The 21,855-nt window shown below is 70.9% G+C and carries 18 protein-coding genes and 4 pseudogenes; 11 read left to right on the top strand and 11 right to left on the bottom strand.

Annotated elements, in window-relative coordinates; all coding sequences use genetic code 11:
- From R2D22_RS34070 to R2D22_RS34085, 4 genes are read right to left on the bottom strand one after another with little or no spacing between them, the layout of a single operon-like run.
- Positions 1-1,011: an alpha-ketoacid dehydrogenase subunit beta gene (locus R2D22_RS34070; protein ID WP_318109046.1), complete on the bottom strand. Its 1,011-nt coding sequence runs from the start codon at positions 1,009-1,011 to the stop codon at positions 1-3.
- On the bottom strand, positions 1,008-2,075 hold the full coding sequence (gene pdhA, locus R2D22_RS34075; protein WP_318109047.1) for a pyruvate dehydrogenase (acetyl-transferring) E1 component subunit alpha: 1,068 nt from the start codon (positions 2,073-2,075) through the stop codon (positions 1,008-1,010). Before pdhA ends, R2D22_RS34070 begins: the two co-directional genes overlap by 4 nt.
- A complete protein-coding gene (gene acsA / locus R2D22_RS34080; protein WP_318109048.1) occupies positions 2,075-3,877 on the bottom strand; it encodes an acetate--CoA ligase in 1,803 nt (600 codons plus the stop codon). Before acsA ends, pdhA begins: the two co-directional genes overlap by 1 nt.
- Positions 3,874-4,551, bottom strand: a complete 678-nt coding sequence (locus R2D22_RS34085; RefSeq protein ID WP_318109049.1) for a CBS domain-containing protein — start codon at positions 4,549-4,551, stop codon at positions 3,874-3,876. The genes acsA and R2D22_RS34085 overlap by 4 nt, the downstream gene beginning before the upstream one ends.
- A gap of 249 nt (positions 4,552-4,800) precedes the next feature.
- On the opposite strand from R2D22_RS34085, the pseudogene R2D22_RS34090 reads away from it, so the two are divergent.
- From R2D22_RS34090 to R2D22_RS34105, 4 genes and pseudogenes are all read left to right on the top strand, one after another.
- A pseudogene (locus R2D22_RS34090) lies at positions 4,801-4,980 on the top strand (DUF1918 domain-containing protein); the annotation flags it as partial.
- A gap of 443 nt (positions 4,981-5,423) precedes the next feature.
- Entirely contained in the window at positions 5,424-6,338 is a 915-nt protein-coding gene (locus R2D22_RS34095) for a universal stress protein (RefSeq protein WP_318109051.1), read from the top strand.
- A complete protein-coding gene (locus R2D22_RS34100; RefSeq protein WP_318109052.1) occupies positions 6,322-7,047 on the top strand; it encodes a helix-turn-helix domain-containing protein in 726 nt (241 codons plus the stop codon). Before R2D22_RS34095 ends, R2D22_RS34100 begins: the two co-directional genes overlap by 17 nt.
- A gap of 85 nt (positions 7,048-7,132) precedes the next feature.
- Positions 7,133-7,858: a hypothetical protein gene (locus R2D22_RS34105; protein WP_318109053.1), complete on the top strand. Its 726-nt coding sequence runs from the start codon at positions 7,133-7,135 to the stop codon at positions 7,856-7,858.
- Between the two features lie 109 nt (positions 7,859-7,967).
- On the opposite strand, the gene R2D22_RS34110 is transcribed toward R2D22_RS34105, so the two are convergent.
- On the bottom strand, positions 7,968-8,825 hold the full coding sequence (locus R2D22_RS34110) for a universal stress protein (protein ID WP_318109055.1): 858 nt from the start codon (positions 8,823-8,825) through the stop codon (positions 7,968-7,970).
- Between the two features lie 226 nt (positions 8,826-9,051).
- Here R2D22_RS34110 and R2D22_RS34115 point away from each other — a divergent pair, with 226 nt between their 5' ends.
- The 6 genes from R2D22_RS34115 (at position 9,052) to R2D22_RS34135 (ending at position 16,156) form a co-directional block, all read left to right on the top strand.
- The gene (locus R2D22_RS34115) at positions 9,052-9,957 is read left to right on the top strand and encodes a universal stress protein (protein WP_318109058.1); all 906 of its coding nucleotides are present in this window, start codon (positions 9,052-9,054) and stop codon (positions 9,955-9,957) included.
- Positions 9,954-10,961 (top strand): universal stress protein, encoded by a 1,008-nt coding sequence (locus tag R2D22_RS34120; RefSeq protein WP_318109059.1) that lies wholly within the window; start codon positions 9,954-9,956, stop codon positions 10,959-10,961. The genes R2D22_RS34115 and R2D22_RS34120 overlap by 4 nt, the downstream gene beginning before the upstream one ends.
- Before the next feature lie 477 nt (positions 10,962-11,438).
- On the top strand, positions 11,439-11,852 hold the full coding sequence (locus tag R2D22_RS34125; protein ID WP_318109060.1) for a CBS domain-containing protein: 414 nt from the start codon (positions 11,439-11,441) through the stop codon (positions 11,850-11,852).
- Positions 11,853-12,065: 213 nt separating this feature from the next.
- Positions 12,066-12,521: an Hsp20/alpha crystallin family protein gene (locus R2D22_RS34130; RefSeq protein WP_318109062.1), complete on the top strand. Its 456-nt coding sequence runs from the start codon at positions 12,066-12,068 to the stop codon at positions 12,519-12,521.
- Between the two features lie 295 nt (positions 12,522-12,816).
- A complete protein-coding gene (locus R2D22_RS36195) occupies positions 12,817-13,410 on the top strand; it encodes an Rv1733c family protein (protein ID WP_475638842.1) in 594 nt (197 codons plus the stop codon).
- A complete protein-coding gene (locus R2D22_RS34135; RefSeq protein ID WP_318109064.1) occupies positions 13,403-16,156 on the top strand; it encodes a cation-translocating P-type ATPase in 2,754 nt (917 codons plus the stop codon). Before R2D22_RS36195 ends, R2D22_RS34135 begins: the two co-directional genes overlap by 8 nt.
- Here R2D22_RS34135 and R2D22_RS34140 read toward each other — a convergent pair.
- From R2D22_RS34140 to R2D22_RS34150, 3 genes and pseudogenes are all read right to left on the bottom strand, one after another.
- Entirely contained in the window at positions 16,084-16,755 is a 672-nt protein-coding gene (locus R2D22_RS34140; protein WP_318109065.1) for a DUF4389 domain-containing protein, read from the bottom strand. The genes R2D22_RS34135 and R2D22_RS34140 overlap by 73 nt on opposite strands.
- Before the next feature lie 5 nt (positions 16,756-16,760).
- Positions 16,761-17,366, bottom strand: a complete 606-nt coding sequence (locus R2D22_RS34145; protein ID WP_318109067.1) for a CBS domain-containing protein — start codon at positions 17,364-17,366, stop codon at positions 16,761-16,763.
- 562 nt (positions 17,367-17,928) lie between these two features.
- Positions 17,929-18,132: pseudogene (locus R2D22_RS34150) on the bottom strand (two pore domain potassium channel family protein); the annotation flags it as partial.
- A gap of 300 nt (positions 18,133-18,432) precedes the next feature.
- Here R2D22_RS34150 and R2D22_RS34155 point away from each other — a divergent pair.
- Positions 18,433-19,265, top strand: a pseudogene (locus R2D22_RS34155) (IS5 family transposase).
- A 58-nt stretch (positions 19,266-19,323) separates the two neighbouring features.
- Here the strand turns inward: R2D22_RS34155 and R2D22_RS34160 are convergent.
- From R2D22_RS34160 to R2D22_RS36170, 3 genes and pseudogenes are all read right to left on the bottom strand, one after another.
- Positions 19,324-20,658: a nicotinate phosphoribosyltransferase gene (locus tag R2D22_RS34160; protein WP_318109068.1), complete on the bottom strand. Its 1,335-nt coding sequence runs from the start codon at positions 20,656-20,658 to the stop codon at positions 19,324-19,326.
- A gap of 53 nt (positions 20,659-20,711) precedes the next feature.
- A complete protein-coding gene (locus tag R2D22_RS34165) occupies positions 20,712-21,365 on the bottom strand; it encodes a CBS domain-containing protein (protein ID WP_318109069.1) in 654 nt (217 codons plus the stop codon).
- Positions 21,366-21,453: 88 nt separating this feature from the next.
- Positions 21,454-21,771 (bottom strand): annotated as a pseudogene (locus tag R2D22_RS36170) (cyclic nucleotide-binding domain-containing protein); the annotation flags it as partial.
- Positions 21,772-21,855 lie beyond the last annotated feature (84 nt).

Raw genomic sequence — 21,855 nt, forward strand, 5'->3', positions numbered from 1 at the left:
TCAGCTCACTACCCGGTGTGCCGCCGCAACGATGTCGGCCGGCTGGGGGAGTGCCGCCTCCTCCAGTCGACGCGCGTACGGAATGGGGACCTCGGCGCTGCAGACCCGTTCGACGGGCGCGTCGAGGTCGAAGAACGCCTGTTCGTAGATGCGCGACTCGATCTCGGCGGAGAGGCTGCCGCTGCGCCAGCCCTCGTCCACCACGACGGCCCGGTGGGTCCGCAGCACCGAGCCGACGATCGTGGCGTCGTCCAGGGGCCGCAGCGTCCGCAGGTCGACGACCTCCGCGCTGATCCCCTCCCCGGCCATGGCCTCAGCGGCTTCGAGAGCCTTGGACACGCATCCGCCGTAGGCGACGATCGTGACGTCGGTGCCCTCGCGGCGGACGGCCGCGCGGTCCAGGTGGACATCATGGACCGCCGGGTCGAGCATGCCGGCCGCGTTGTACAGGCTGCCGTGTTCGAAGAGCAGGACCGGGTCGGGGTCGGCGAGCGCAGCCGCCAGCACATGGCGGGCGTCGTCGACCGTGGCCGGCGCGAGGACCCGGAGCCCGGGGATGTGCGCGTACCAGCCCTCGAGGCTGTGGGAGTGCTGGGCGGCCAGTTGCCGTCCCGCGCCCGTCGTCATCCGGATCACCAGCGGCACACCGAGCTGTCCGCCGGACATGTGCCGCAGGGTGGCGGCGTTGTTGAGGATCTGGTCCAGAGCCAGCAGGCTGAAGTTGACCGTCATGATCTCGACGACCGGTCTCATCCCGGCCAGGGCGGCGCCGATGCCGGCTCCCACGAAAGCGGACTCAGACAGGGGCGTGTCCCGGATGCGATCGGGTCCGAACTCCTCCAGGAGGCCGAGGCTCACCCCGAAGCAGCCGCCGTAGCGGCCCACGTCCTCGCCCATGAGGAAGACCCGGTCATCCGAGGCCAGGGCCTCGCGCAGACCCTCTCGCAGGGCCTCCCTGTATGTGGTGGTGCCGTCGTCGGGATGCGCCCGAGGTCGCGTACGCGTGCTCATGACGGAGCCTCCTCGGGTCGGCCGGTAACGTGGAGCAGCAGGTCTTCGGCCGCCTCCTCGGGAGCCTGTTCGGCCGCCCGGACGGCTCGGTCGATCTCCTCCATGACGTCCTGGTCCAGAGCCTTCAGCGCGGCGTCGTCGAGAAGACCGGCCGCACGCATGCCGTCGGCGAGGCCCGTGACAGGGTCGTGCCGCTTCCACTCCTCGATCTCGTTCTTCGGCCGATACCGGTCCGGGTCGTACATCGAGTGCGCACGGAACCGATACGTCCGCATCTCCAGGAAGTGCGGTCCGTTGCCGGCGCGGATGGACTCGACAGCCCCGCGCGCCGCCTTCTCCACAGCGTGCACGTCCATGCCGTCGACGGCCCAGGCCGCCATGCCGTACGACGCTGCCCGCATGGCGAGGTCTGTCTGGGCGTGTTCGCGGGCGAGGGCCGTCCCCATCGCGTACAGGTTGTTCTCGCAGACGAAGAGCACGGGCAGACCCCAGAGCGCCGCCAGATTGGCGGTCTCATGGAACTCGCCCTCGGCGAACGCCCCGTCACCGAAGAAGCAGCACGTCACGCGGGACTCGCCGCGCATGCGGTCGGCGAGCGCCAGACCGGCCGCGAGCGGCAGTCCGCCGCCGACGATCGCGTTGCCGCCGTAGAAGCGGCGGTCGCCGTCGAAGAGGTGCATGGAGCCACCGCGGCCGTGGCTGCAGCCGGTGGCCTTCCCGTACATCTCCGCCATCACAGCCTCGGGCGGTACCCGGCGGGCCAGTGCGTGGCCGTGTTCGCGGTACGTGGAGACGACTGCGTCCCGTTCGTCGAGCGCCTGGTGGACACCGACCGCCACCGCCTCCTCGCCGATGTACAGGTGGACGAAGCCGCGTATCGCCGCCGCGCTGTACAGCTCGACGCACCGTTCCTCGAAGCGGCGGATGAGCAGCATCTGCCGCAGGAGGTCCAGGTCGTGGGCTGCCGCAGGAGTGCGGGAGGGCGTCGCGGCAGTACCACGAGTGCGACGGGGGCGTTTCGTCTGCGACGTCCTGGCGGACGTGCCGCCGTGTGCGGTGGCCATCACGGCTCCTTCCCGGACATGCCGGCCGTCCCGGCCGGTTCGGGTGTCTCCAGCGTGGACACATCACCCTCGGGCAGGCCCAGTTCGCGGGCCTTGAGCAGGCGGCGCATCACCTTTCCGCTGCGGGTGTGCGGCAGATCCTCGACGAACTCGATCTCTCGGGGGGCGACGGCCGGGCCGAGGCGCCGACGGGCGAACGCCATGATCTCGCGCTGCAGTGAGGTCCCGGGCGGATACTCGGGGCGCGGCAGCACGAACGCCTTGACGATCGCGCCTGCCAGCGGGTCGGGGCGTCCGATGACACCGGCCTCGGCGACCGCCGGATGCTCCATGAGCGCGCTCTCCACCTCGAACGGTCCGATGAGGTGTCCCGCGGACTTGATGACGTCGTCGGCCCGGCCCACGAACCAGTACCAGCCGTCGGCATCGCGGCTGACGAGGTCGCCGGTCATGTACCACCCGTCCGCGAAGCACGCCTCATAACGGCTGGGCTCGTGGAGGTAGCCGCGGAACATCGACGGCCAGCCCGCCCGCAGGGCGAGCTCGCCCTGGGCTCCCGGCTCCTGAAGCGACTGGACGCGTCCGCCGGTGACCAGGGCCCGGCCGTCCTCGCCGCACGCCAGAACCGCGGCCTCGATGCCGGGAAGCGGGCGGCCCATCGAACCAGGTCGCACTGGATCGGCGGCGAAGTTGGCGATCATGATCGCGCCCGTCTCGGTCTGCCACCAGGTGTCGTGGACCGGCAGCCCGAGCGCCTCCCGGCCCCAATGCACGGCCTCGGGGTTGAGCGGCTCGCCGACGCTCGCGACGAACCGGAGCGCGGAGAGGTCGTGGCGCGTGGCAGGCGTCGCGTCGCCGCTGCGTGGTGCGGCCCGCATGAGCATGCGCAGCGCGGTCGGGGCCGTGTACCAGACGGTGACGTGCTGGTCGGCGAGGATCCCGTACCAGCGGGCGGGGGCGAAGTCCCCCTCGTCGACGACAGTCGTCACACCGTGGGTGAGCGGGGCGACGATGCCGTACGACATGCCGGTGACCCAGCCGGGGTCGGCGGTGCACCAGAAGACGTCGCCTTCGTGCAGGTCCAGGGCGTAGGCGGCGGTGACATGGTGGGCGAGGACCGCCTCGTGCACGTGTATCGCGCCCTTGGGGGTGCCCGTCGTGCCGCTGGTGAAGTGCAGCAGCGCCGGCTCGGCCGGATCCGTCGGCCCCACGGTGTACTCGACCGGTGCGGCGGAGGTGAGAGCGGGGAGGGAGAGGGTGTCCGGAGGCGGGTCGGCCCCGGGGTCGAGAAGCAGGACGTGGCGCAGGTGCGGAAGTCGGGACCGTACAGGGGCCACCTTGCGCTCGTACAGCTCCCGGGTCGTGACCAGAGCCCTGGCGTTGCCCAGCTCCATGCGCAGCGCTACGGGTTCGGGTCCGAACGCGGTGAACAGGGGGCACAGAACACGCCCGGCGCGCAGCGTGCCGAGGACGGTGCTGTACAGCTCGAACCGGCGGCCCAGCAGGGTGAAGACCCGCTCGCCGCGTTCGATGCCCAGCGTTTCGAGCACGTGCGCGAAGCGGGAGCTTTCGGCCGCGAGTCGGGTGAAGGTCACCGTCTGCGTCGATCCGTCGCGGGCGATGCAGCGCAGTGCGGCGCGTTCGCCGTGGCCCTCGCGCAGGTGCCGGTCGACGGCCTCGTACCCGATGTTGATGCCGCCGTCCGGCAGTCCGGCGAGCCGGGACCGCTCGCGTCGCCAGGAGAACGTGGCCCGGGCGCTGTCGTAGTCGGGCATGACCGGTGCCACCCACAGGGCGTTCATCGCGGTGGCTCCACGTCGAGCGCGAGGTTGTCGTAGGAGTACGCGATCGATTCGTGAAGGGCGACGACTCCGTCGACCGAGCGGCAGAGCCGAACGATCACGGGGATGTCGGCGCGCTCGTCGACCCGGCCCGTCAGCCTGACGACTCCGTCTTCGACGGTCACACGGATCGTGTCGGGGGCGAGGCGCAGGGTGCCGGCCAGGACGTCGTGCTCGATCTCGTCACGGATCGCCGTGTCACCGCGCAGGAAGGGGCGCAGCAGGTCGCTGCGGCTGATGATCCCGACGAGCCGACCTGTCTCGTCGGTGACGGGAAGCCGCTTCACCCCCTTGCGGTGCATCGTCCGCGCCGTCTCGACGAGATTCCAGTTCGGCTGGGCCGTGACTGCGGGTGAGGTCATCAGCTGGGCGGCCGTCTCCGCATCGGGCGGCCCTTTCTCCTGGGGCAGCAATCGGACGTCCGCTGGGCGGCCCTCCGGATCGGGGAGCTCGGCGGTGGTCCGCAGCAGGTCGGCCTCCGAGACCACGCCGAGCAGGCGTCGGTCCGCGTCGACGACCGGTACCGCCGAGACGTCGTTCTCGGCGAAGAGCCGGGCGATCTCCTTGAACGGGGTCTGCGGGGCGGCGGTGACCACGGAGTGGGTCATCACCTCGAAAACCGTACGGTGCTGCATGACGGTCCTCCTTCACGGGACGTGGCAGCCCCGGTAGATCTCACCCTGCTGCGCGGAGCCCACCTTCGGGCAGTGCCGAATGGTCCCCTTCAGGGACTGTTCGCCCCTATGACGGTCGGCCGGTCAGGACGCACGGTGGAGGCGAGAGCACCCGGTCTCGGGAGGGCCGCGGCCGGGTGCGCGGGCCGGGAGGCGAGAACAATGACGGCGACCGGAACACGGCGAGGGCAGGAGAAGCGACGCGCCGGGTTGTGGGCTCACATCGGCGACCGGTTGATCGTGGGTGGTGCCACGGTCGGGGACGAGGGGCGTGACGGTGAGATCGTCGGGCTGCACCACGCCGACGGAACTCCCCCCTTCGACGTCCGATGGTCGGACACGGGCCGGGTCACTCTGGTGTTCCCGGGCCCGGACGCGCGGGTCCAGCACTTTCCGACGGAACACGTACGGTGAGTGCGGCGTCGCCTTCAGGGATCAGGAGCGCGAGGGTTTTTTGGGCACGTCCTCGGCGACTTCGGCGTCGGAGCGCAGGTAGCCCTTGAGCAGGTCCCCTGACTGACGACACCGACCGGGCGGCGGCAAGGGCCGAAAGGGGTACTGCCGGACCCGGGCGGCTCTGGCACGAACCGGCCACCGGCGCTTTCCTGAAAGTGAGGAGGGGCCCGCCCCAGGGACGCGGGGAAGCGGCTTCGAGCCGCGCACCGCGCGATCAGGATCCGCGAGAAGCGGATGGGCCCCTCCTCCCGTCGTGTCTCGGTCCCGGGCGTGGCCCGGGCGGACCGCGCCCGGGACCGACCGGCCCTATCCGGCGCCCGCAGCCCGGTGCGAGCGTGGCAGCAGGCCACCACCCGACCCGGAAGGCGGTGGGCACGATGGAATCGCCCCTGGTGGTAGGAGTCGACGGGTCCGACCCCAGTCTCACGGCTTTGGACTGGGGCGTCGACGAAGCGGCTCGGCACGGGCTTTCCCTCCGGATCGTCCATGCCTCGATGTGGGAGCGGTACGAAGGAGTCGTCCCGACCTGGGCCTTGGACCGGCCCTCGGGCCAGGTTCTCGCCGAGAACATCGTCGGCATTGCGGCCGAACGCGCCCGGCGCCGTGCACCCGACCTCCCTGTCACCACGGATGTCCTCGCTGAGGGCGCCTCCACCGGGCTGCTCAGGGAGGGGCGGGAGGGTTCGATCCTCGTCGTCGGGTCTCGAGGGCGCGGTGAGTTCGCCGACCTTCTGCTCGGATCCGTGAGCCTCGTCGTGGCCGCCCGGGCCCACTGCCCGGTCGTCGTCGTCCGTGGAGACCGAGAGGCCCTCGAGGCACGTCACGCGCGCGTCCTGCTCGGCGTCGGAGAACACGACGTCGACTCGCCGGCCGTCCGGTTCGCCTTCCGTGAGGCGGCGGTCCGGGACGCCGAACTCGACGTTGTCCGCACCTGGCGACGGCCGGCCCATGAATCGGTCGATCACCCGCTGCTGAGCGGCGACGGGGGCGCCTACTTCGCGGAACGGGCCTCAGGGCTGCTCGACAAGGCCGTTGAAGCCGCCGTGCTCGAACACCCCGGGGTGCGCCTGCGCAGGACCACGGCCGAGGGCCCCGCCCACCGAGTGCTGACCGAGCGCTCCGCCGCCGCCGACCTGCTGGTCGTCGGGGCACGACGCAGGGACAGGCTCGTCGGCCTGGAACTCGGCAGGGTCGCCCACCGCGCCCTGCACCACGCCTCGTGTCCGGTCGCCGTCGTACCCCAACGGAATCCGGAGCCCGTGGAAGGAGACCGTGATGAACACGGCCGATGACCGCCACGCGCCGCACGTCACCAGCGACCTGGGCCGCCGCATCGCGGCACGGCGCACGCAACTCGGCCTGTCCCGGGAGGAATTGGCCGAACGGGTCGGTTCTGCACCCGGCTTCATAGCCTACGTCGAGGAGCGGGTGCCGACCCCGGGGATCGAGTTCCTGGTCCGGCTCGCGAACGCCCTGGAGACCACTGTCCCGGATCTCACCGGGTACAGGGCGGACCTCGCGCCCGGAGGAGCCCCGGCCGGGGACCGGGCACGGATGGAGGAGATCGGCGAGGCCGAGTGCTGGGAGCTGCTCGACGGCCATGGCGTCGGCCGGGTAGCCATCGAGGGACGGGACGGCCTGGCGGTCTTCCCTGTGAACTACCGAGTCGTCGACGGGGAGATCGTCTTCATGACCGCCGCTGACTCGTCCCTCGCGCACGCTTCGGCGTCCGGCGCGGAGGTCGCCTTCGAGGAGGACCGCCTGGACGAAGCGTTCAGCCAGGGCTGGAGCGTGCTCCTCGTCGGTTCGGTACGCGAGGTGTCGGACGAGGCGACGGTACAGAGGATCACGGACGTCGGCCGCCCGGAGCCGTGGGCCGGGGACGGGCGTGACACCCTCGTGATGCTCTCGCCGCGCCGGGTGACCGGCCGCCGTATCCGGGTGCCGGGCGCGCCGGGCACTCCGTCCGGCTCTGCTGACCAAGGGCCGTCCCGTACGTGACCTCTGAGCGTCGGGCGGGCTCGAGTCCGCTGCGGCGGGCGTGCCTGGATGCCCGCCGGCGCGTCCCCTGGTGCACACTGCCGACATGGCCGAGGACGAGGCGCAGCTCAGCCCCCCTGAGTCGCTGTTGCAGTTGATCGACAATCTCGCGCGGTTCCATCGCGAGCATGAGGAGTACTACGCACAGGCGCCGTTGCGGCAGGCCGGCGAGCTGCAGGCGCGGTCTCGGGCGCTGAAGGCGCTGGCCGACCGGTGGAGCGTGATCGGCGCGAGCGAGCAGGCGCCGCCGATCGTGTTCGCCGGCGCCGAGGACCTGAATGCCCCCGGGCTCGTCGCGGAATCGGGGATTCTCTTCATGGAGGGGGAGGGCGAGCCGCCCGAACTGCAGAGACTGAGGCGTGAGGTGGGGCTGCTGGCGGATGACCTTGAGCAGACGGGTGCCTGGCTGGCCGGGGCGATGGAGCAGGCGTGGGAGATGGCGGGCGGCTTGGCTGCGTATCCGGCGCTGGCCGACCTACTCGGGGAGCGGCACCGGATCATCGCCGACGACTGGCAGTCGGCGGGCCTGCAGGCCCTGGTCGCACGGCTGCTGCGACGCGCCCTCGACCTCCTGGCCCGCGTCGATTTCGCCCCGGCGGCGCTGCGGGCCGACCTGAGCAGCGATCGGACGGCCCCGTCCTACCTCTATTCCGCCTCCGAACTGCTGGACCGGGCGGCGGATCTGATGACGGAGTCGGCGATGCTGGTCCACGACAACGAGCGACGCTGGCGCGTCTTCCGCGCCCGGGCTCGCGAGTTGCGGTCCACGTAGGCCGAGCCTTGGAGGGACCCGCTACGCACGGTGATCACGAGTGTTGGTTCGTCAGTTGCGGGATGGCGTCCCTCCCCGCCATGGCGACGGCACAGCCGTCGCCGTGCGCTCACATCAGGGGGACGACGGCGACCGGCGCGGGGCTGTGGTGGATGACTGCGTGGGCGACATGGCCGAGATGGGGGCCGATGGGGACCTTCCTGCTCCGCCGTCCCACGATGACGAGTTGCGCGTTCTGTGCCGCCTCGACCAGCTGGTACGCAGGCGGGCCTACCATCGTCATGGCCGCCGCGTCCACCCCCGCGTACCGCTTCTGCCACGGTTCCAGCAGGTCGTCCAGACCCCCGAGGAGGTGGCCGCCCAGCTCCTCGCCGATCCCCGGGTCCACGACGGCCGCGTAGCCGTACGAGGCGGGAAGCGTCCAGCTGTGCAGGAACCGCAGCGGCGTGCCCCTGCGGGCGGCTTCATTGAACGAGAACGCGAGCAGGGCCTCGCATGGGTGGTAGATGTCGACGCCGACCACGATGTCGCCCTCGGAAGTTGCGGGGGCGCCCTCCGCGCGCACGAGGACGACCGGCCGACGCGCCGAGCCGACGACAGTCAGGGAGACCGAGCCGACGACGAAGCCGCGGACGCCACCGAGCCCACGCGATCCCAGCACCGTCAGGTCCGCCTCGTTCGCGGCGGCCGTCAGCTCGTCGGCTGCCCGGCCTCCCGCACGCTCCGTGAGCACCTCGAGTCCGGGATGGTCCTTCCGCACGCGGTCCGCCTCGTCCTGCAAGAGACTCTCGGCCCGCTCGGCCAGGGTGCGGGCATACGGCGGGGGCACCTCAGGGGTGTTCGGCCACTCCTCCACGTGCACCAGCCGGAGGGGCACTTGGCGCAACACCGCTGCCGTCGCCGCCCAACCCACGGCGGCGAGGCTTTCCTTCGAGCCGTCCAGACCGACGGTGACCTGGGCCGTCATGGCGTGCCTCCTCAGCCGTGCCCGCTCCGTTCCGTGCGTGGTCCGGATCGGACGGGACATCCCGAGCTTCAGACTGATGGTCCCGTGCCTCCCGGCGGCAGGGCCGGTCAGGTCTCGATCGGGGCCGAACGGCCCATCCCGAAGAGGCCCGCCACGGTGTCAGCGTGGGAGGTGTCGCCCCCTGGGACGTGCTCCCGAGCGCCGGGCGTAACCGGGAGGAGGAACCATGACCAGCGAGATCCCCGTTCGACCGGAGCTCGGCAACGTCGTCGTGGGAGTCGACGGGTCCCCTTCCGGGCGCACTGCTGTTCTCTGGGCTGCCGCAGTGGCGGACCGCCGGGGGAGTTCCTTGCATCTCGTCCACGCTGCCGACACCGACCGCCGGGCCCTCTTCGCCAATGCCGAGACGATCCAGGCGGTACGGGAAGCGGGCCGCGAGCTGCTGATCGAGACCGCGAGCACGGTCCAGGAGCGCTTTCCGGACCTTTCCGTCACGAGGGAACTGAGCCGCCAGGAGGCGGTCGCCGGTCTTCGGGCGGCCGCCGGCCACCGGGGAACGATCGTGGTGGGCAACCGGGGCCTCGGCGGATTCTCCGCGCTCATGCTCGGCTCCGTGGGTCTGGGCGTGGCAGCCCGCGCCGAGGTGCCGGTGATCGTCGTCCGTGGTGAGGGCGACCGCCCCGAGTCGGGCTCGGTGACGGCAGCCGTGCACGGGGCCTCGGATATCGGCTGGCTGCTCGTCGCGGCTGCCGAGGCGGATGCCCGCAAGGCGGTGTTGCGACTGGTGAGCGTGTGGAACGTGCTCACTCATGTCGGCAGCGTCGCGACGATGCTGGACGACCTCGACGAGATCGCGCGGGAGCGCGTGCACGAGATCAAGGCGCTCGCCGACCGTGTGCGTGACTTCTATCCCGGGCTCAACGTCAGCCATCACGTGGAGACGGGCACGAGCACGCCCGGGATCCTGGTGGAGGCGACTGCCCACACCGATCTGCTCGTGATGGGCAGGGAACACCGGGTTCTGGGCGCCGGTCCGTCCCTGGGGCGCGTCGCCCATGTCCTGCTCCACCACGCCCATTGCCCGGTGGAGATCGTTCCACCGGCTTTCGCCACACGGGTCGAGGAGACGTGAACGAGATACTGCTCGGAATCGACCCCCGGGAGCAGTCGATCCCGGCTCTCGTCTGGGCCGCTGCCGAGGCCGAACGAAGAGGACTGGCGCTTCGCCTGGTCGTCGTCGTACCGCCCGCCCACGACAGGGTTCGGTACGACGCGCTTGCCCACCAGAGCGCCCTGCGACGCCACGCGGAGTCGGCGATCGACAACGCGGAGGACCTCGTACGGGAACTCCACGGCGGTCTGCGGATCGCGACGGAACGCGTGAACGGCGTGCCGGCGACCGTGCTCCGCGACCTGGCGGCGCACGCCGCGCTCGTCGTCGTCGGCTCGCGCCGTCTCGGCCGGGCGGCCGAAGTGTTCAGCGAGGGCTCCGTGGTCGTCCCGCTCGCCGCGAGGGCCGAATGCCCCGTCGTCGTGGTCCGCGTACCCGAACACGCCGTGCACCCACCGACCCTCGTCGTCGGCGTGGACGGAAGCGAGTCCTCACGGGCCGCGGTCGACTTCGCCGTCGAGGAGACGAGCCTGCGCGAGGCACGACTGCGCGCCGTCTGGGTATGGCCCCCTTCCGTCCTCGCCCACGAGGACGTGGCCGGAGGCCTGGCCGAGCGCCGTCGGCTGCTGGCCGAGTCGGTTGCGGGGTGGGCGCAGAGGTATCCGGACCTCGCCATCTCCCAACAGGTCGTTCGAGGACACCCGGTCGAGCAACTCGCCCTGGCGTCCCAGGAGTCCCTCGCCCTGGTCGTCGGCCGCAGAGGCCGCGGCGGCTACTCTGGCATGCGGCTGGGTTCGACGGTCCACGGCCTGCTTCACCGCGCCATGTGTCCGGTGATCACCGTCCCCCTCCCCCTGCGCGAGGGGCGGACCGGCGACCCGGCATGGGCCGACCCGTCCCGTTCCCGCACGACCGGCCGGCCCCGGCCCGATGACCCGCTCGGCACTGGAGCGCCACGGCCTCCGCGCGGGACGGTGGGGCGAGAGGACGACCCCGGTCCGTCCGCCGGTTCCCCGGAGAGGTGAGCACCATGCAGCGCATCCGGATCAGCCCCCGGCCCCGGCAGCCCCGCAGGCCGATCCCCCTTGATCTGCGCACCCCGTCCGGCCGACCGATCCCGTACTGAGGACTCCAGAGAGCCGCGGAGGATGTCATGGAGCCGACACGACGCGTCGCACCGTTCGTCCTCGCCAAGGACTTCGCGGAACGCTTCGCGGGGTTCTCGATCCCTCGCCGTGGCGCCGGACGAAGGGAGGAGTGACCATGCCCAGGAGGACACGGCACCGAGACGCCCGGAATCCAGGGCCGTCGGCCAACCTCGATCTACAGACGGCCACAGGCACGCTGCGCGGTCGCCGCACGAAGCACCAGCCGCCCGCAGAGGGACTGAACCGGCGTCCCCTGCGCCCGGTACACACCGTCAGGGTGTCGACGCTCTTCCTCTGAAGCGACGACGAATCGGCGGGATCGTGAGTAGGGGGGCCTGAAAGGAGGCCGCGGCCATGACGACCGCAAGGGAAATCATGCACACCGGTGCCAGCTGTGTGCAGGAGAACGAAACCCTGATGGACGCCGCGCGGCGCATGAGCGAACTGGATGTCGGCGCCCTGCCCATCTGCGGGCCGGACAACCGGCTGCACGGCATCATCACCGACCGGGACATCGTGGTGAAGTGCCTCGCCAAGGGCAAGGACCCCCACCACATGACGGCCGGACACCTTGCTCAGGGCAAGCCGGTCACCGTGGACGTGGACGCCGACAGCGAGCAGGTGCTCCGCACGATGCAGGACCACCGTGTCCGCCGCGTGCCCGTGATCGACGACCACCGCCTGGTCGGCATGATCAGCGAGGCGGACCTGGCCCGGCACCTTCCGGAGGAACGGGTGGGCCAGTTCGTCGAGGAGATCTGCCGCTGACAGCACCGGAGCCGTGGCGCGATGGGCCGGTCGGTCCAAGGGAAGCCCGTTCGGCCCCGTCGGACAGCCCCCTTGGACGCTGTGCCATCTGACCCCGCGGGCGGACGATTGGGTTACGGAGTCGGACCGGCCCCGTAACCCGGTCCACCGCCCGTCCGTACCGACTCGGGTCCATGACGACCGTCCTGGGCCCCCGGAATGAGGAGCAGAACAATGGCCGGAGGCAAGGTGGAACGCAGGCACAGCCTCTTCCCCGACTTCAACGACTGGTTCAACCGGGAGTTCCCGGGGCTGCCCGGGTGGCGGCCCGCGACGGCTGCTCACTCCATTCCTGTGGAGGTGTCGAGCGGCGCCGGCGGGTACGTGCTGCGGGCCGAGCTGCCCGGGATGGACCCGGACGACTTCACCATCACCGTAGACGACAACCTCATCACGGTGAGTGCCGAGCACAGCGAGAGCACAGAGGACAAGGAGCACTCGGAGTTCCGCTACGGATCGTTCCGCCGGACCGTGCGTCTGCCGGCCACGATCCCGGCCGACGACGTCGAGGCGTCGTACGCGGACGGCATCCTCACCATCCGCGTCCCGATGCCCGAGGAGGAGAGCAGCGTCGCACGCACCATCCCGGTGAAGCGAGGCGGCACCCCGCCCGAAGGAGCCACGTCGTGAACCCCAAGCGAGTCCTGGTCGCCTACGGCATCAAGGCCGGCGCGACCGCCGGGATCGCCGAAGAGATCGGCAAGACGATCCGGACGACGGCTTCGACGCCGTCGTCCTCGGCGGAGCCCCTGAGCGGGGCACTGGACTGGCATGATGCGGCGCTGAGCCCAGCGCAACGCCGACGGCGACTTCCGCAATGCGGAACGCATCCGGGGCATGGGCCCGCCACATCGGAACGGAACTCGGCAGCCCCTGAGCGGTGTCGCCGATCCTTTGGCCAGCCACACCCGACGGGAGGTGCGGCATGTCTCACCAGGAGTCTTCGAGTAGCGGTGCCGCCCCGCCGGCGAAAGGATCCCGCGGGCATGCCGCCTTTGTCCTCGTCCTGATCATTGCCCTGGTCTGTGGCGCCGTGGCTGGCGGAATACTGTGGAACACCGGAGCCAGGACCGATCGCGAACTCGCCGCCCACCGTCATCAGGTGAAGGCGACCATCACCGGACCAGCCAAGGAAGCACCTGTCGCCGCCAGACACGGCACGAAGCCACAGGCCCTCGCACCAGCGGTGTGGGAACAGCCGGAGCATGTCCGCCGCTCCGGGACGATCCATGTCCCGCCGAGAACGCCCCCGGGCCGCATCGTGACGATCTGGGTGGACGACGCAGGGTCCCCTACCCGGCCCCCGGGCAGCGTTGCGGACCGAGCATTCACCTCCCTCTCGGGCGGTACCGCGGCGGCGGGAGCCGTCGGGGTGACGGGAGCCGGCGCGGTCTTCCTCCTACGGCGGCGCAGCGAAGGTCACCGGCTCGACGCCTGGGAACGAGAGTGGGAGCAGGTGGAACCCCTGTGGTCCGGCCGCCTGCACCGGGGCAGTGATGCCGGGGGCGACGATGACTGACCGCGCCAGCGGCCGAACTGCAGCGGAGCCGAGCACCACCCCTGCCCCGGCGCTGCCCTTCGACCCCAGTGAGCCCCTGTCCAGACTGCGCCGGGAACTGGCCACCGGACCGGACGGGTTGTCCGCTCGCGAGGCGGCCCGCCGGCTCGCCGTTCACGGGCCCAACGAGGTGCGACGCAAGGCCCGCTCCTCCTTCGCGCGGGAGCTGGTCGGGCAGCTGGTCCACCCCCTCGCCCTGCTGCTCTGGGCCGCCGCCGCACTGGCCTTCGTAGCGGGTCTCGGGGTGCTCGGCTGGGCGATCCTCGCGGTCATCGGCATCAACGCGGCCTTCGCGCTGCTTCAGGAACGCCAGGCCGAGCGGGCGGTGGAGACCCTCGCGCGTTATCTGCCCGAGCACGCTCTCGCCGTACGCGACGGACGGCCGCTCACCGTGGAGGCTCGCGATCTGGTGCCGGGCGATGTGATCGTCCTGGAAGAGGGCGACAAGGTTCCGGCCGACGCGCGCGTCACCGAGGGCGGAGTGGAAGTCGATCTGTCGATGCTCACGGGGGAGTCCGTCCCCGCCGAGCGCATGGCTGCGGCCGGACTCCTCGGCGCCCCGTTGCTGGAGGAGCCGAACCTCGTCTTCAGCGGGACGACCTGCGTCGAGGGACAGGCTCGGGCCGTCGTGTTCGCCACCGGCGACCACACCGAGCTCGGCCGGATCGCCGCCCTCAGCCAGCGGACCCGGCGCGAGGCGAGTCCGTTGGAACGACAGGTCAAGAAGGTCGCCTGGCTCATCGCCGGCGTCGCAACCGGCATGGGGGCCGTGTTCCTGGTTCTGGGCGTGGCCGTCGGACTGCCGGTGACCGACTCTCTCATGTTCGCCATCGGGCTCCTCGTCGCCAACGTCCCGGAGGGGCTGCTTCCGACGATCACGCTGGCCCTTGCCGTCGGTGTCCGCGCGCTGGCCCGCGAGGGCGCCTTGGTGAAACGGCTCAGCGCCGTGGAGACGCTCGGCTCCACGAACGTCATCTGTACGGACAAGACCGGCACGCTGACACGCAACCGCATGCGTCTGAGAGCGCTCTGGACCGCGGGACACGGCGCTGAACCCGGACCTTGGGCGCAGGAGCTGGTGCGGGCGAGCGCCCTGTGCACCACCGTCACCCGCGATGACGACGGTGAGCTGCACGGTGATCCGACCGAGGCCGCCCTCGTCACAGGGGCTGCCGACCACGGGGTCCCGGTGGACGTCGGCCGGCGCGAGGCGGCACGGCGCAGACTGTTCCGCTTCGATCCGCGGCTGCGGTTGATGTCGGTCGTGCAGGACGACGAGGCGACGGGCGGCTTGCGGATCGTCGCCAAGGGGGCGCCCGAGGCGGTCCTGGCTCGCGTCCGTCCCGGCTCTGCCACGGACGCCGCCCGCTCGGCGGCGGATGAACTCGCCCAGGGCGGCACGCGGGTCCTGGCCGTCGCCGCACGCGACCTGCCACCGGGCGCGGAGCCGCCGTCACGCCGTCAGGACGCCGAGGCGGGACTGACACTGCTCGGCCTCGTCGGCTTGTACGACCCGCCGCGCCCCGAGGTGGCCGAGGCCGTGCGCCGCTGCCACGAGGCCGGGGTACGCGTGCACATCGTGACGGGGGACAGGGGCGCCACCGCCGCGGCAGTCGCCCGGGAGGTAGGCATCGGAGTGCCCCACCTGCACGTGGTCGCGGCTTCCGAGTCGCTGGGCGACGACGAACTCGACCGGCTCCTCGTGGAAGGCGACGCCGAGATCGTCTTCGCCCGCTCCTCGCCCGAGACGAAACTCAAGGTGGCCGACACTCTGCGGGCTCACGGCCGGATCGTCGCCATGACAGGTGACGGGGTCAACGACGCCCCCGCGCTGCACCGTGCGCACATCGGGGTGGCCATGGGACGCTCCGGCACCGACGTGGCCCGCGAGGCCGCCACCATGGTGCTCACCGACGACGACTTCGCCACCATCGTGACCGCGGTCGAATCCGGGCGCCGCGTCTACGACAACGTACGTAAGTTCATCGTCTACATCTTCGCCCACGCGACCCCGGAGATCGTGCCCTTCCTCGTCTTCGCGCTCTCCGCCGGCGCGGTACCGCTTCCCCTCACCGTGCTCCAGATTCTCGCCATCGACCTCGGCACCGAGACGCTGCCCGCCCTCGCCCTAGGCCGGGAACGCTCCGAGCCAGGAATCATGCAGCGGCCGCCCAGGCCACGACACCAGGGAGTGATCTCCCGCGACATGCTCATCCGCAGCTGGGGCTACCTGGGCCTGGTGTCGGCGGCCCTCGTCATGGTGGGCTACTTCTACGTGCTCTGGCGCGCGGGCTGGCAGCCGGGCGATCCCACGGGCACGGGCAGCCCCTTGCACCACGCCTATGTGACGGCCACGACGGCCACCTTCGCCGGCATCGTCACCTGCCAGGTAGGCACCGCCTTCGCGGCCCGCACGGACCACGCCGCGCTCCGCGACATCGGGGTGTTCTCGAATCCTCTGTTGCTCGCCGGCATCGCTTTTGAGCTCGCGTTCACGGCCGCTCTCGTCTACGTGCCCGCGCTCCAGGACCTCTTCGGCACAGCCGCTCTGCCTCTGGACGTCGTGCTGCTCATCGCCACGTTCCCGGTCCTGGTGTGGGGCACGGACGAGCTGCGGCGCGCCAGGCGGCGCCGTCAGCGGCCGTCGGCGGCGCGCTCGGTCCTGGCTGTCTCGGTGCCGCCCTGGTCGAGGCGGAAGGGTGGGTAGGTGTCGGTCATGAGGCTCGCGTAGGCGGCGACGCGCAGGACCCAGCGGTTCAGGCCGACGATCAGGGCGAACAGGTCGCGCGGATACCGGTCGGTGAAGGCCACCGCGAAGCCCGCGATGAGCGTGAGCAGCGTGATCAGGCCGCCGCTCCACCAATGCACCTGCATCCCGCCGGTGAAGAACGCGATCACCAGGTAGTGGGGGATGGCGAGCAGCCACCACTTGACCAGTACCTGCGAGCGGGAGAGCCGCTCCGGGTAGGCGATGTCGAGCCGGGCCGGGTACCCGGGCTCGGGCCCCAGGCTGAAAGGCGGGTACCGGTCGGTGCCGAGCGCGCCGTACGAGTAGTACGACACGCGCCAGGACCAGCGGAGGACGCCGAGGTTGAAGTCGAAGAGGCCCCGCGGGAAGCGCTCGGTGAACAGGATGGCGAAGAACGCGATCACCGTCACGACGATGAAGGCGATCCAGAGGAAGAACAGCACGATCCAGTGGGGGATCACCAGGATCCATTTCACCAGCCACAGCCAGTGGGACAGCCGGCTGTCAAGTTCGGCCGTCACCGCCACGGGAGCATGCGAGGAGTTCGGGGTGTCCATGATCGTCACTGCCTCGACACGTCGTCGTCTTCGTACCCGAGCCGGTCGACGACCCCCACGACCCCGTCGACGCTGTTGCAGAGCCTGAGAAGCACTGGAACGAGACTGCGGCGGCCGACCACGCCACCGAGGGTGACGCGGCCGTCCACGACCTCCACGGAGAGGGCCGACGGGCTCAGCCCCAGGGTGTGGGTGACGACGTCCTCGACGATCTCCTCCTGGATCGCCCGGTCCCTGCGCAGATACAGCTGGACGAGGTCGCTGCGGCTCAGCACGCCCACGAGCTGCCCTTCGTCATCGACCACGGGCAGGCGCTTGACCTTGGCCCGGTCCATCACACGGGCGGCACGCACCACGCTCCACTCGGGTCGGGCGACGACGGCGGGACTCGACATGAGCGCGCCCGCGGTGTCGAGCCCGGCCCCGGCGGCGCGGCGGAGTACCAGGTCCGCTTCCGAGACCACGCCCAGTGGCCGGTTCGAATCGTCCGCCACGCACACCGCGGTGATGTCGAACTCGTCCAGGAGCCGTGCGATCTCCTTGAACGTCGTGCCCCGAACCACGCTGATCGCCGTGGGCGTCATCAGATCCGCGACGCTGCGGTGCCTCATCGCTTGTCACCTTCTCACGCGTTCGACCGGCGGCCCCACGTTCAGGATCGCGCGCTGCCGCCGTCCTGGGGAGGGCCGTCCGGCCGCTGGGGTCGCCCGTGGTCCTCGGCGTAGGCCGCGAAGACCCGCTCGGGTCCCCCGTCCGTGTGCAAGAAGTTCTCGTCGAGCACGACGGCCAGGTCTTCCAGTGCCCTGCGTAGTACCGACGCGGAGAGCCTGACGTCCGGGTGGCGCGCCCCGTCGGTTTGGTCCGCGAGGCCGAGGGCGTAGCGGATCTGCCGGGGCAGGGACGTGTTCTCGTCCCGTCGTGGAAGTAGTACGACTCGGCGTACTGAAGGAAGTCGACTTTGATGGTGGAGAGGGCTGAGGCGAGTCCGTCCAGGAGCGCGGCGCCGCCGTCGGAGTCGAGGGCCTGGCCGGTGGCGCTGCTGCGGCGCACGTGCGACAGCCGCAGGGCCAGCGATCTGCGGCGTGCCAGCGCTGGGTAGATGCCGAGGATCCAGGCGACGGTCGCCGACAGCAGGACGAAGCCCACGAGGGCCTCCATGGGGGCGAGTACGCGCAGCCAGCCGGAGGCCGACGCGATGTCGCCCAGTCCGAGCGTGGCCAGGGTGACCAGCGAGATGTAGAGGGCGTCGAGCGGGCCCGCGTGTTCGGACGGGACGAGCCCCGTCGTGTACGAGAAGTCCTCGGGCATGTGGGGCCAGTAGATGAGCCCCCACCCCACGGCCACCGTCAGAGCCCACGCGGCGACGACCGTCACCATGCCGAGCGGGCCCGCGAGACCGGCTGGCCGCCTCCGAGCCCCGAGGCGTGCGGACAGCCCACCACAGGGACACCATCACCAACCTGCTCAGACCTCCGCGACGGGTCGGGTGCCAGAGCGTGTGGAAAACGTCCCGGAGGATGAACAGCACGAGGACAGCGCCCGTCGGCGTCGCAAGCCACGTCATCCCGGCATTCTTCCCACGAGCGGGGACGGAGTCCGCCCTCCGGCTTCGATCTCAGGCCACTGGCCGTGCCCGCTAGGCCGTGTCCGTAAAGTTGTTGGCTCGTTACTCCGTTTGTGGTGCGTCGACATGAACTGACGGATGAGTCGTGGGCGTTGATCGCTCCGTTGCTGGCGCCGGGCCGTATGGGCCGGCCCGTGCGGGACCGGCGCCAGGTGGTCAACGGGATCCTTTGGAAGCTGTCCACCGGGGCCGCCTGGCGTGACCTGCCCGAGCGGTACGGGCCGTGGAAGACGGTCTACGAACGCTTCCGGCACTGGTCCGCCGACGGCACCTGGGACCGGCTGCTGGCCCACGTCCAGCAGCACTCCGACGCCGTCGGGACCGTCGACTGGTCGATCGTCTGCGTGGACTCGACCACGGTCCGCGCGCATCAGCATGCGGCCGGGGCCCGAAAAGGGGGCCCTGGGAAGGCGAGGCACTCGGCCGATCACGCGGCGGGCTGACCAGCAAGATCCACCTGGCCTGCGACGGCCAGGGCCGGCCACTGGCCTTCACCCTGACCGGCGGGAACGTCAACGACTGCACCCAGTTCGAGGCGGTCATGGACCGGATCCGCGTCGCCCGGCCGGGGCCCGGCAGGCCCCGGACCCGGCCCCAGCGCGTGGTCGCAGACAAGGGCTACTCGGCCCGCAAGATCCGGGCCTACCTGAGGCGACGCGGGATCGCCTGCACGATCCCGGAGCGGATCGACCAGATCAACGGGCGCATCCGCCGCGGCGAGACACGCTGCCGCCTCGACCGGACCGCCTACCGGCGCCGCAACGTTGTCGAACGCTGTTTCAGCCGGCTCAAGCAGAACCGGGCCCTGGCCACCCGCTACGACAAACGCGCCGTCCACTACCAAGCCATGGTCACCCTCGCCTGCCTCCGACTCTGGCTCCCATGACTTTCCGGACACGACCTAGCCCCTTCGGGCGCGCCGCGTCCGCCGCGTGTCCGTGGTGCTACTGCACGGCTTGCGTCCGCGCCTCGATGCGGCCTCGTACGACGGTCGTCAGAGCCGACAGCCGGTTCGACACCACGGACACCGGCGGCACAGGGTCCTCGATGCGGCGCGCCACATCCGGCAGTGCGGCGAGATCCGCATCGAATCGGGCGCGGGCTGCGGCGAGAGTGTCGGGTCGTTCCGTGCGGAGCCCGCCGCGCATCACGGTCTGCAGCAATGGCTCCGTGCCCTCGGGGGGCTCCTCGTTCGCCAGGCCGATGACATCGCGGAAGCCGGGGCCGCGAAACACCTGTTTCGGGGCCGGAGCCGTCACCTTCGCCGACGAGAGCTTCATGACGGGCCGGCCGTCGTACTCGACCAGCTTGTACGCCGCGTCCAGATACGGCGCGTCGGCGGCCGTGCCGACTTTGGTCCCCACGGCGAAGACGTCGATGGGTGCCCCGTCCCTCACGAGCGCGGCGACGGCGTACTCGTCGAGGCCACCACTTGCGATGATCTGTACGTCGCTCAGCCCCGCCGCGTCGAGTGCGGTACGGGCGCGTCGGGCGAGCGCGCCGAGGTCGCCGCTGTCGAGGCGGATTCCGCACCCCGGGCCGAGCCGCAAGTCGCTCAGGACGCGCGCGGCCGTCGCGACCCCGCGGTCGGTGTCGTAGGTGTCGACCAGGAAGGTCACGGGTCCCGGATGAGTTCGGGCAAACGCCCGGAAGGCGTCCTCTTCCGAGGTGAAGGTCTCGATGTATGAGTGGGCCATGGTGCCGGATGCAGGGATGCCGTACCGGGTCGCGGCGGCGACGTTGCTGGTGCCTGCGAACCCGACCAGGGCGCACAGGCGAGCCGCCTGCATGCCGGCCTCGGGTCCGTGGTTGCGGCGCAGAGAGAAGTCCACCAGGGGCCGCCCGGCGGCGGCGAGCACACACCGTGCCGCCTTGGAGGCGACCGCCGTCTGATGGCAGACGAGAGACAGCAGGTACGTCTCCACGAGCTGGGCCTGCGGCAGGTGCGCAGTGACCTCCAGGAGCGGCTCCCCAGCGAGGACGAGCCGTCCTTCGGGTACGGCGCGGACCTGGCCGTCGAACGACAGGCCGTGCAGCGGTTCCAGGTCCGCAACCGGCCGACGCAGCGCCTCGGCGAACTCAAGGACGTCGGAGCGGCTCACCCAGAATCGGGACAGGTATTCGAGGGCAGGTTCGAGCCCCGCCGTGACGAGGAATCCGCGGCCCGGGGGGAGGTCGCGGACGAAGAGGCTGAAGGTGGCCGGGGCCCGCATGCCCTCCCGCAGGTACGAGAGCGCCATCGTGACCTCGTACAGGTCGGTGCTGGTCACCTGAGACATGCTTCGGGCATGCGCCGCGGCCCCGTGGCCTGTGTCGGAAGGACCGGACATGGCTACGTCCGTCCCTGGGCGGTGAGCTCGCACCGGACGTCCACCACGCCTTCGACGGTCCGTGCCAGGCGTGCCGCGAGCGGGATCCGCGCGCTGTCGCGGACCTCGCCGGACAGGGTGACGACTCCGGCGTCGACTCGGACGTCGACCTCACGGTGGGAGAGTGGGAACAGGTGCTCGATGACGTCGTGGCGCACCTCGGTGGCGAGATCGTCGTCCGGGCGGAGGAAGACCTTGAGGAGGTCGGAGCGGCTCACGATCCCCTGGATCGTGCCGCTCGTGTCGACGACCGGCAGCCGCTTCACACGATGGGCGGCCATGAGACGCGCGGCCTGCGGCAGTGATGCCTCGAGGCCGACGGTGAGGGCGGGCGAGGTCATCAGGTCCTGGGCACGGCCGGCGGCGGCTTTGGCGGTCGCGTCGAGTCGTCGCATCTGCTCGACGAGGCCGGGACGGTGGTCGTGGAACTCCTCCTTGAGGAGCAGGTCCGCCTCGGAGACCACTCCGACGACGCGACCCTCGCCCTCGACCACAGGTACGGCGGTCACCTTCCACCGCTCCATCGTGGCGACGATCTCCTTGAACTCCGCGCTGGGCAGGACGGCGACGACCTTCTTGGTCATGACGTCGGCGACGGTGAAAGTCTGAGGTGTCATGGCTCGTTCCTAACGTGACGAGTCGGCGCTCCTGCGCCGCGGCGACGGCCGCGGACACCGCTTCACGGATCGAGATGTCCTGCGCGCAGAGATCCCTGACAGTCCGCCCGTCGAACTCGAGGGCGTGCACCTCGGTGGTGGCCGTGGCGCCGAAGCGCCACTGGTACGGGGGGTTCATCCAGGAACAGCCGAGGAGATCGCCGGACACCAGGGTGTCGACGAGAGCGTGGCCGGGACCGGGGACGTGCTTGTCCAGTTCGACCCGCCCCGCCTCGATGATCCAGAAGCGGTCGGCATGCTGCTGCTCTCGGAAGATACGCGTGTCCGCGGTGAACCGGACCAGACGTGCCTGCCGCAGGAGCTGGTTGCGCGCCGCCGGAGCGAGCCCGCTCAGCAACATCCTCATGGTGCTCACGATGTGCCTCCAGCCCTCTCCCCACAGACTTCCGCGCGGTGGGTGGGCACGGGGAGGGCCGCGCGGGTCACACCG

This window comes from Streptomyces sp. HUAS YS2 (genome assembly GCF_033343995.1).
GTDB lineage: Bacteria > Actinomycetota > Actinomycetes > Streptomycetales > Streptomycetaceae > Streptomyces > Streptomyces solicathayae.

Excerpts from the sequence above, each read along its gene's own strand:
- R2D22_RS34070 (WP_318109046.1), bottom strand. The coding sequence starts at position 1,011 with ATGAGCACGCGTACGCGACCTCGGGCGCATCCCGACGACGGCACCACC.
- R2D22_RS34095 (WP_318109051.1), top strand. The coding sequence starts at position 5,424 with ATGGAATCGCCCCTGGTGGTAGGAGTCGACGGGTCCGACCCCAGTCTC.
- R2D22_RS34160 (WP_318109068.1), bottom strand. The coding sequence starts at position 20,658 with ATGTCTCAGGTGACCAGCACCGACCTGTACGAGGTCACGATGGCGCTC.
- R2D22_RS34130 (WP_318109062.1), top strand. The coding sequence starts at position 12,066 with ATGGCCGGAGGCAAGGTGGAACGCAGGCACAGCCTCTTCCCCGACTTC.
- pdhA (WP_318109047.1), bottom strand. The coding sequence starts at position 2,075 with ATGGCCACCGCACACGGCGGCACGTCCGCCAGGACGTCGCAGACGAAA.
- R2D22_RS34125 (WP_318109060.1), top strand. The coding sequence starts at position 11,439 with ATGACGACCGCAAGGGAAATCATGCACACCGGTGCCAGCTGTGTGCAG.
- R2D22_RS34110 (WP_318109055.1), bottom strand. The coding sequence starts at position 8,825 with ATGACGGCCCAGGTCACCGTCGGTCTGGACGGCTCGAAGGAAAGCCTC.
- acsA (WP_318109048.1), bottom strand. The coding sequence starts at position 3,877 with ATGAACGCCCTGTGGGTGGCACCGGTCATGCCCGACTACGACAGCGCC.
- R2D22_RS34085 (WP_318109049.1), bottom strand. The coding sequence starts at position 4,551 with ATGCAGCACCGTACGGTTTTCGAGGTGATGACCCACTCCGTGGTCACC.
- R2D22_RS34145 (WP_318109067.1), bottom strand. The coding sequence starts at position 17,366 with ATGAGGCACCGCAGCGTCGCGGATCTGATGACGCCCACGGCGATCAGC.
- R2D22_RS34105 (WP_318109053.1), top strand. The coding sequence starts at position 7,133 with ATGGCCGAGGACGAGGCGCAGCTCAGCCCCCCTGAGTCGCTGTTGCAG.
- R2D22_RS34100 (WP_318109052.1), top strand. The coding sequence starts at position 6,322 with ATGAACACGGCCGATGACCGCCACGCGCCGCACGTCACCAGCGACCTG.
- R2D22_RS34140 (WP_318109065.1), bottom strand. The coding sequence starts at position 16,755 with ATGGACACCCCGAACTCCTCGCATGCTCCCGTGGCGGTGACGGCCGAA.
- R2D22_RS36195 (WP_475638842.1), top strand. The coding sequence starts at position 12,817 with ATGTCTCACCAGGAGTCTTCGAGTAGCGGTGCCGCCCCGCCGGCGAAA.
- R2D22_RS34135 (WP_318109064.1), top strand. The coding sequence starts at position 13,403 with ATGACTGACCGCGCCAGCGGCCGAACTGCAGCGGAGCCGAGCACCACC.
- R2D22_RS34115 (WP_318109058.1), top strand. The coding sequence starts at position 9,052 with ATGACCAGCGAGATCCCCGTTCGACCGGAGCTCGGCAACGTCGTCGTG.
- R2D22_RS34165 (WP_318109069.1), bottom strand. The coding sequence starts at position 21,365 with ATGACACCTCAGACTTTCACCGTCGCCGACGTCATGACCAAGAAGGTC.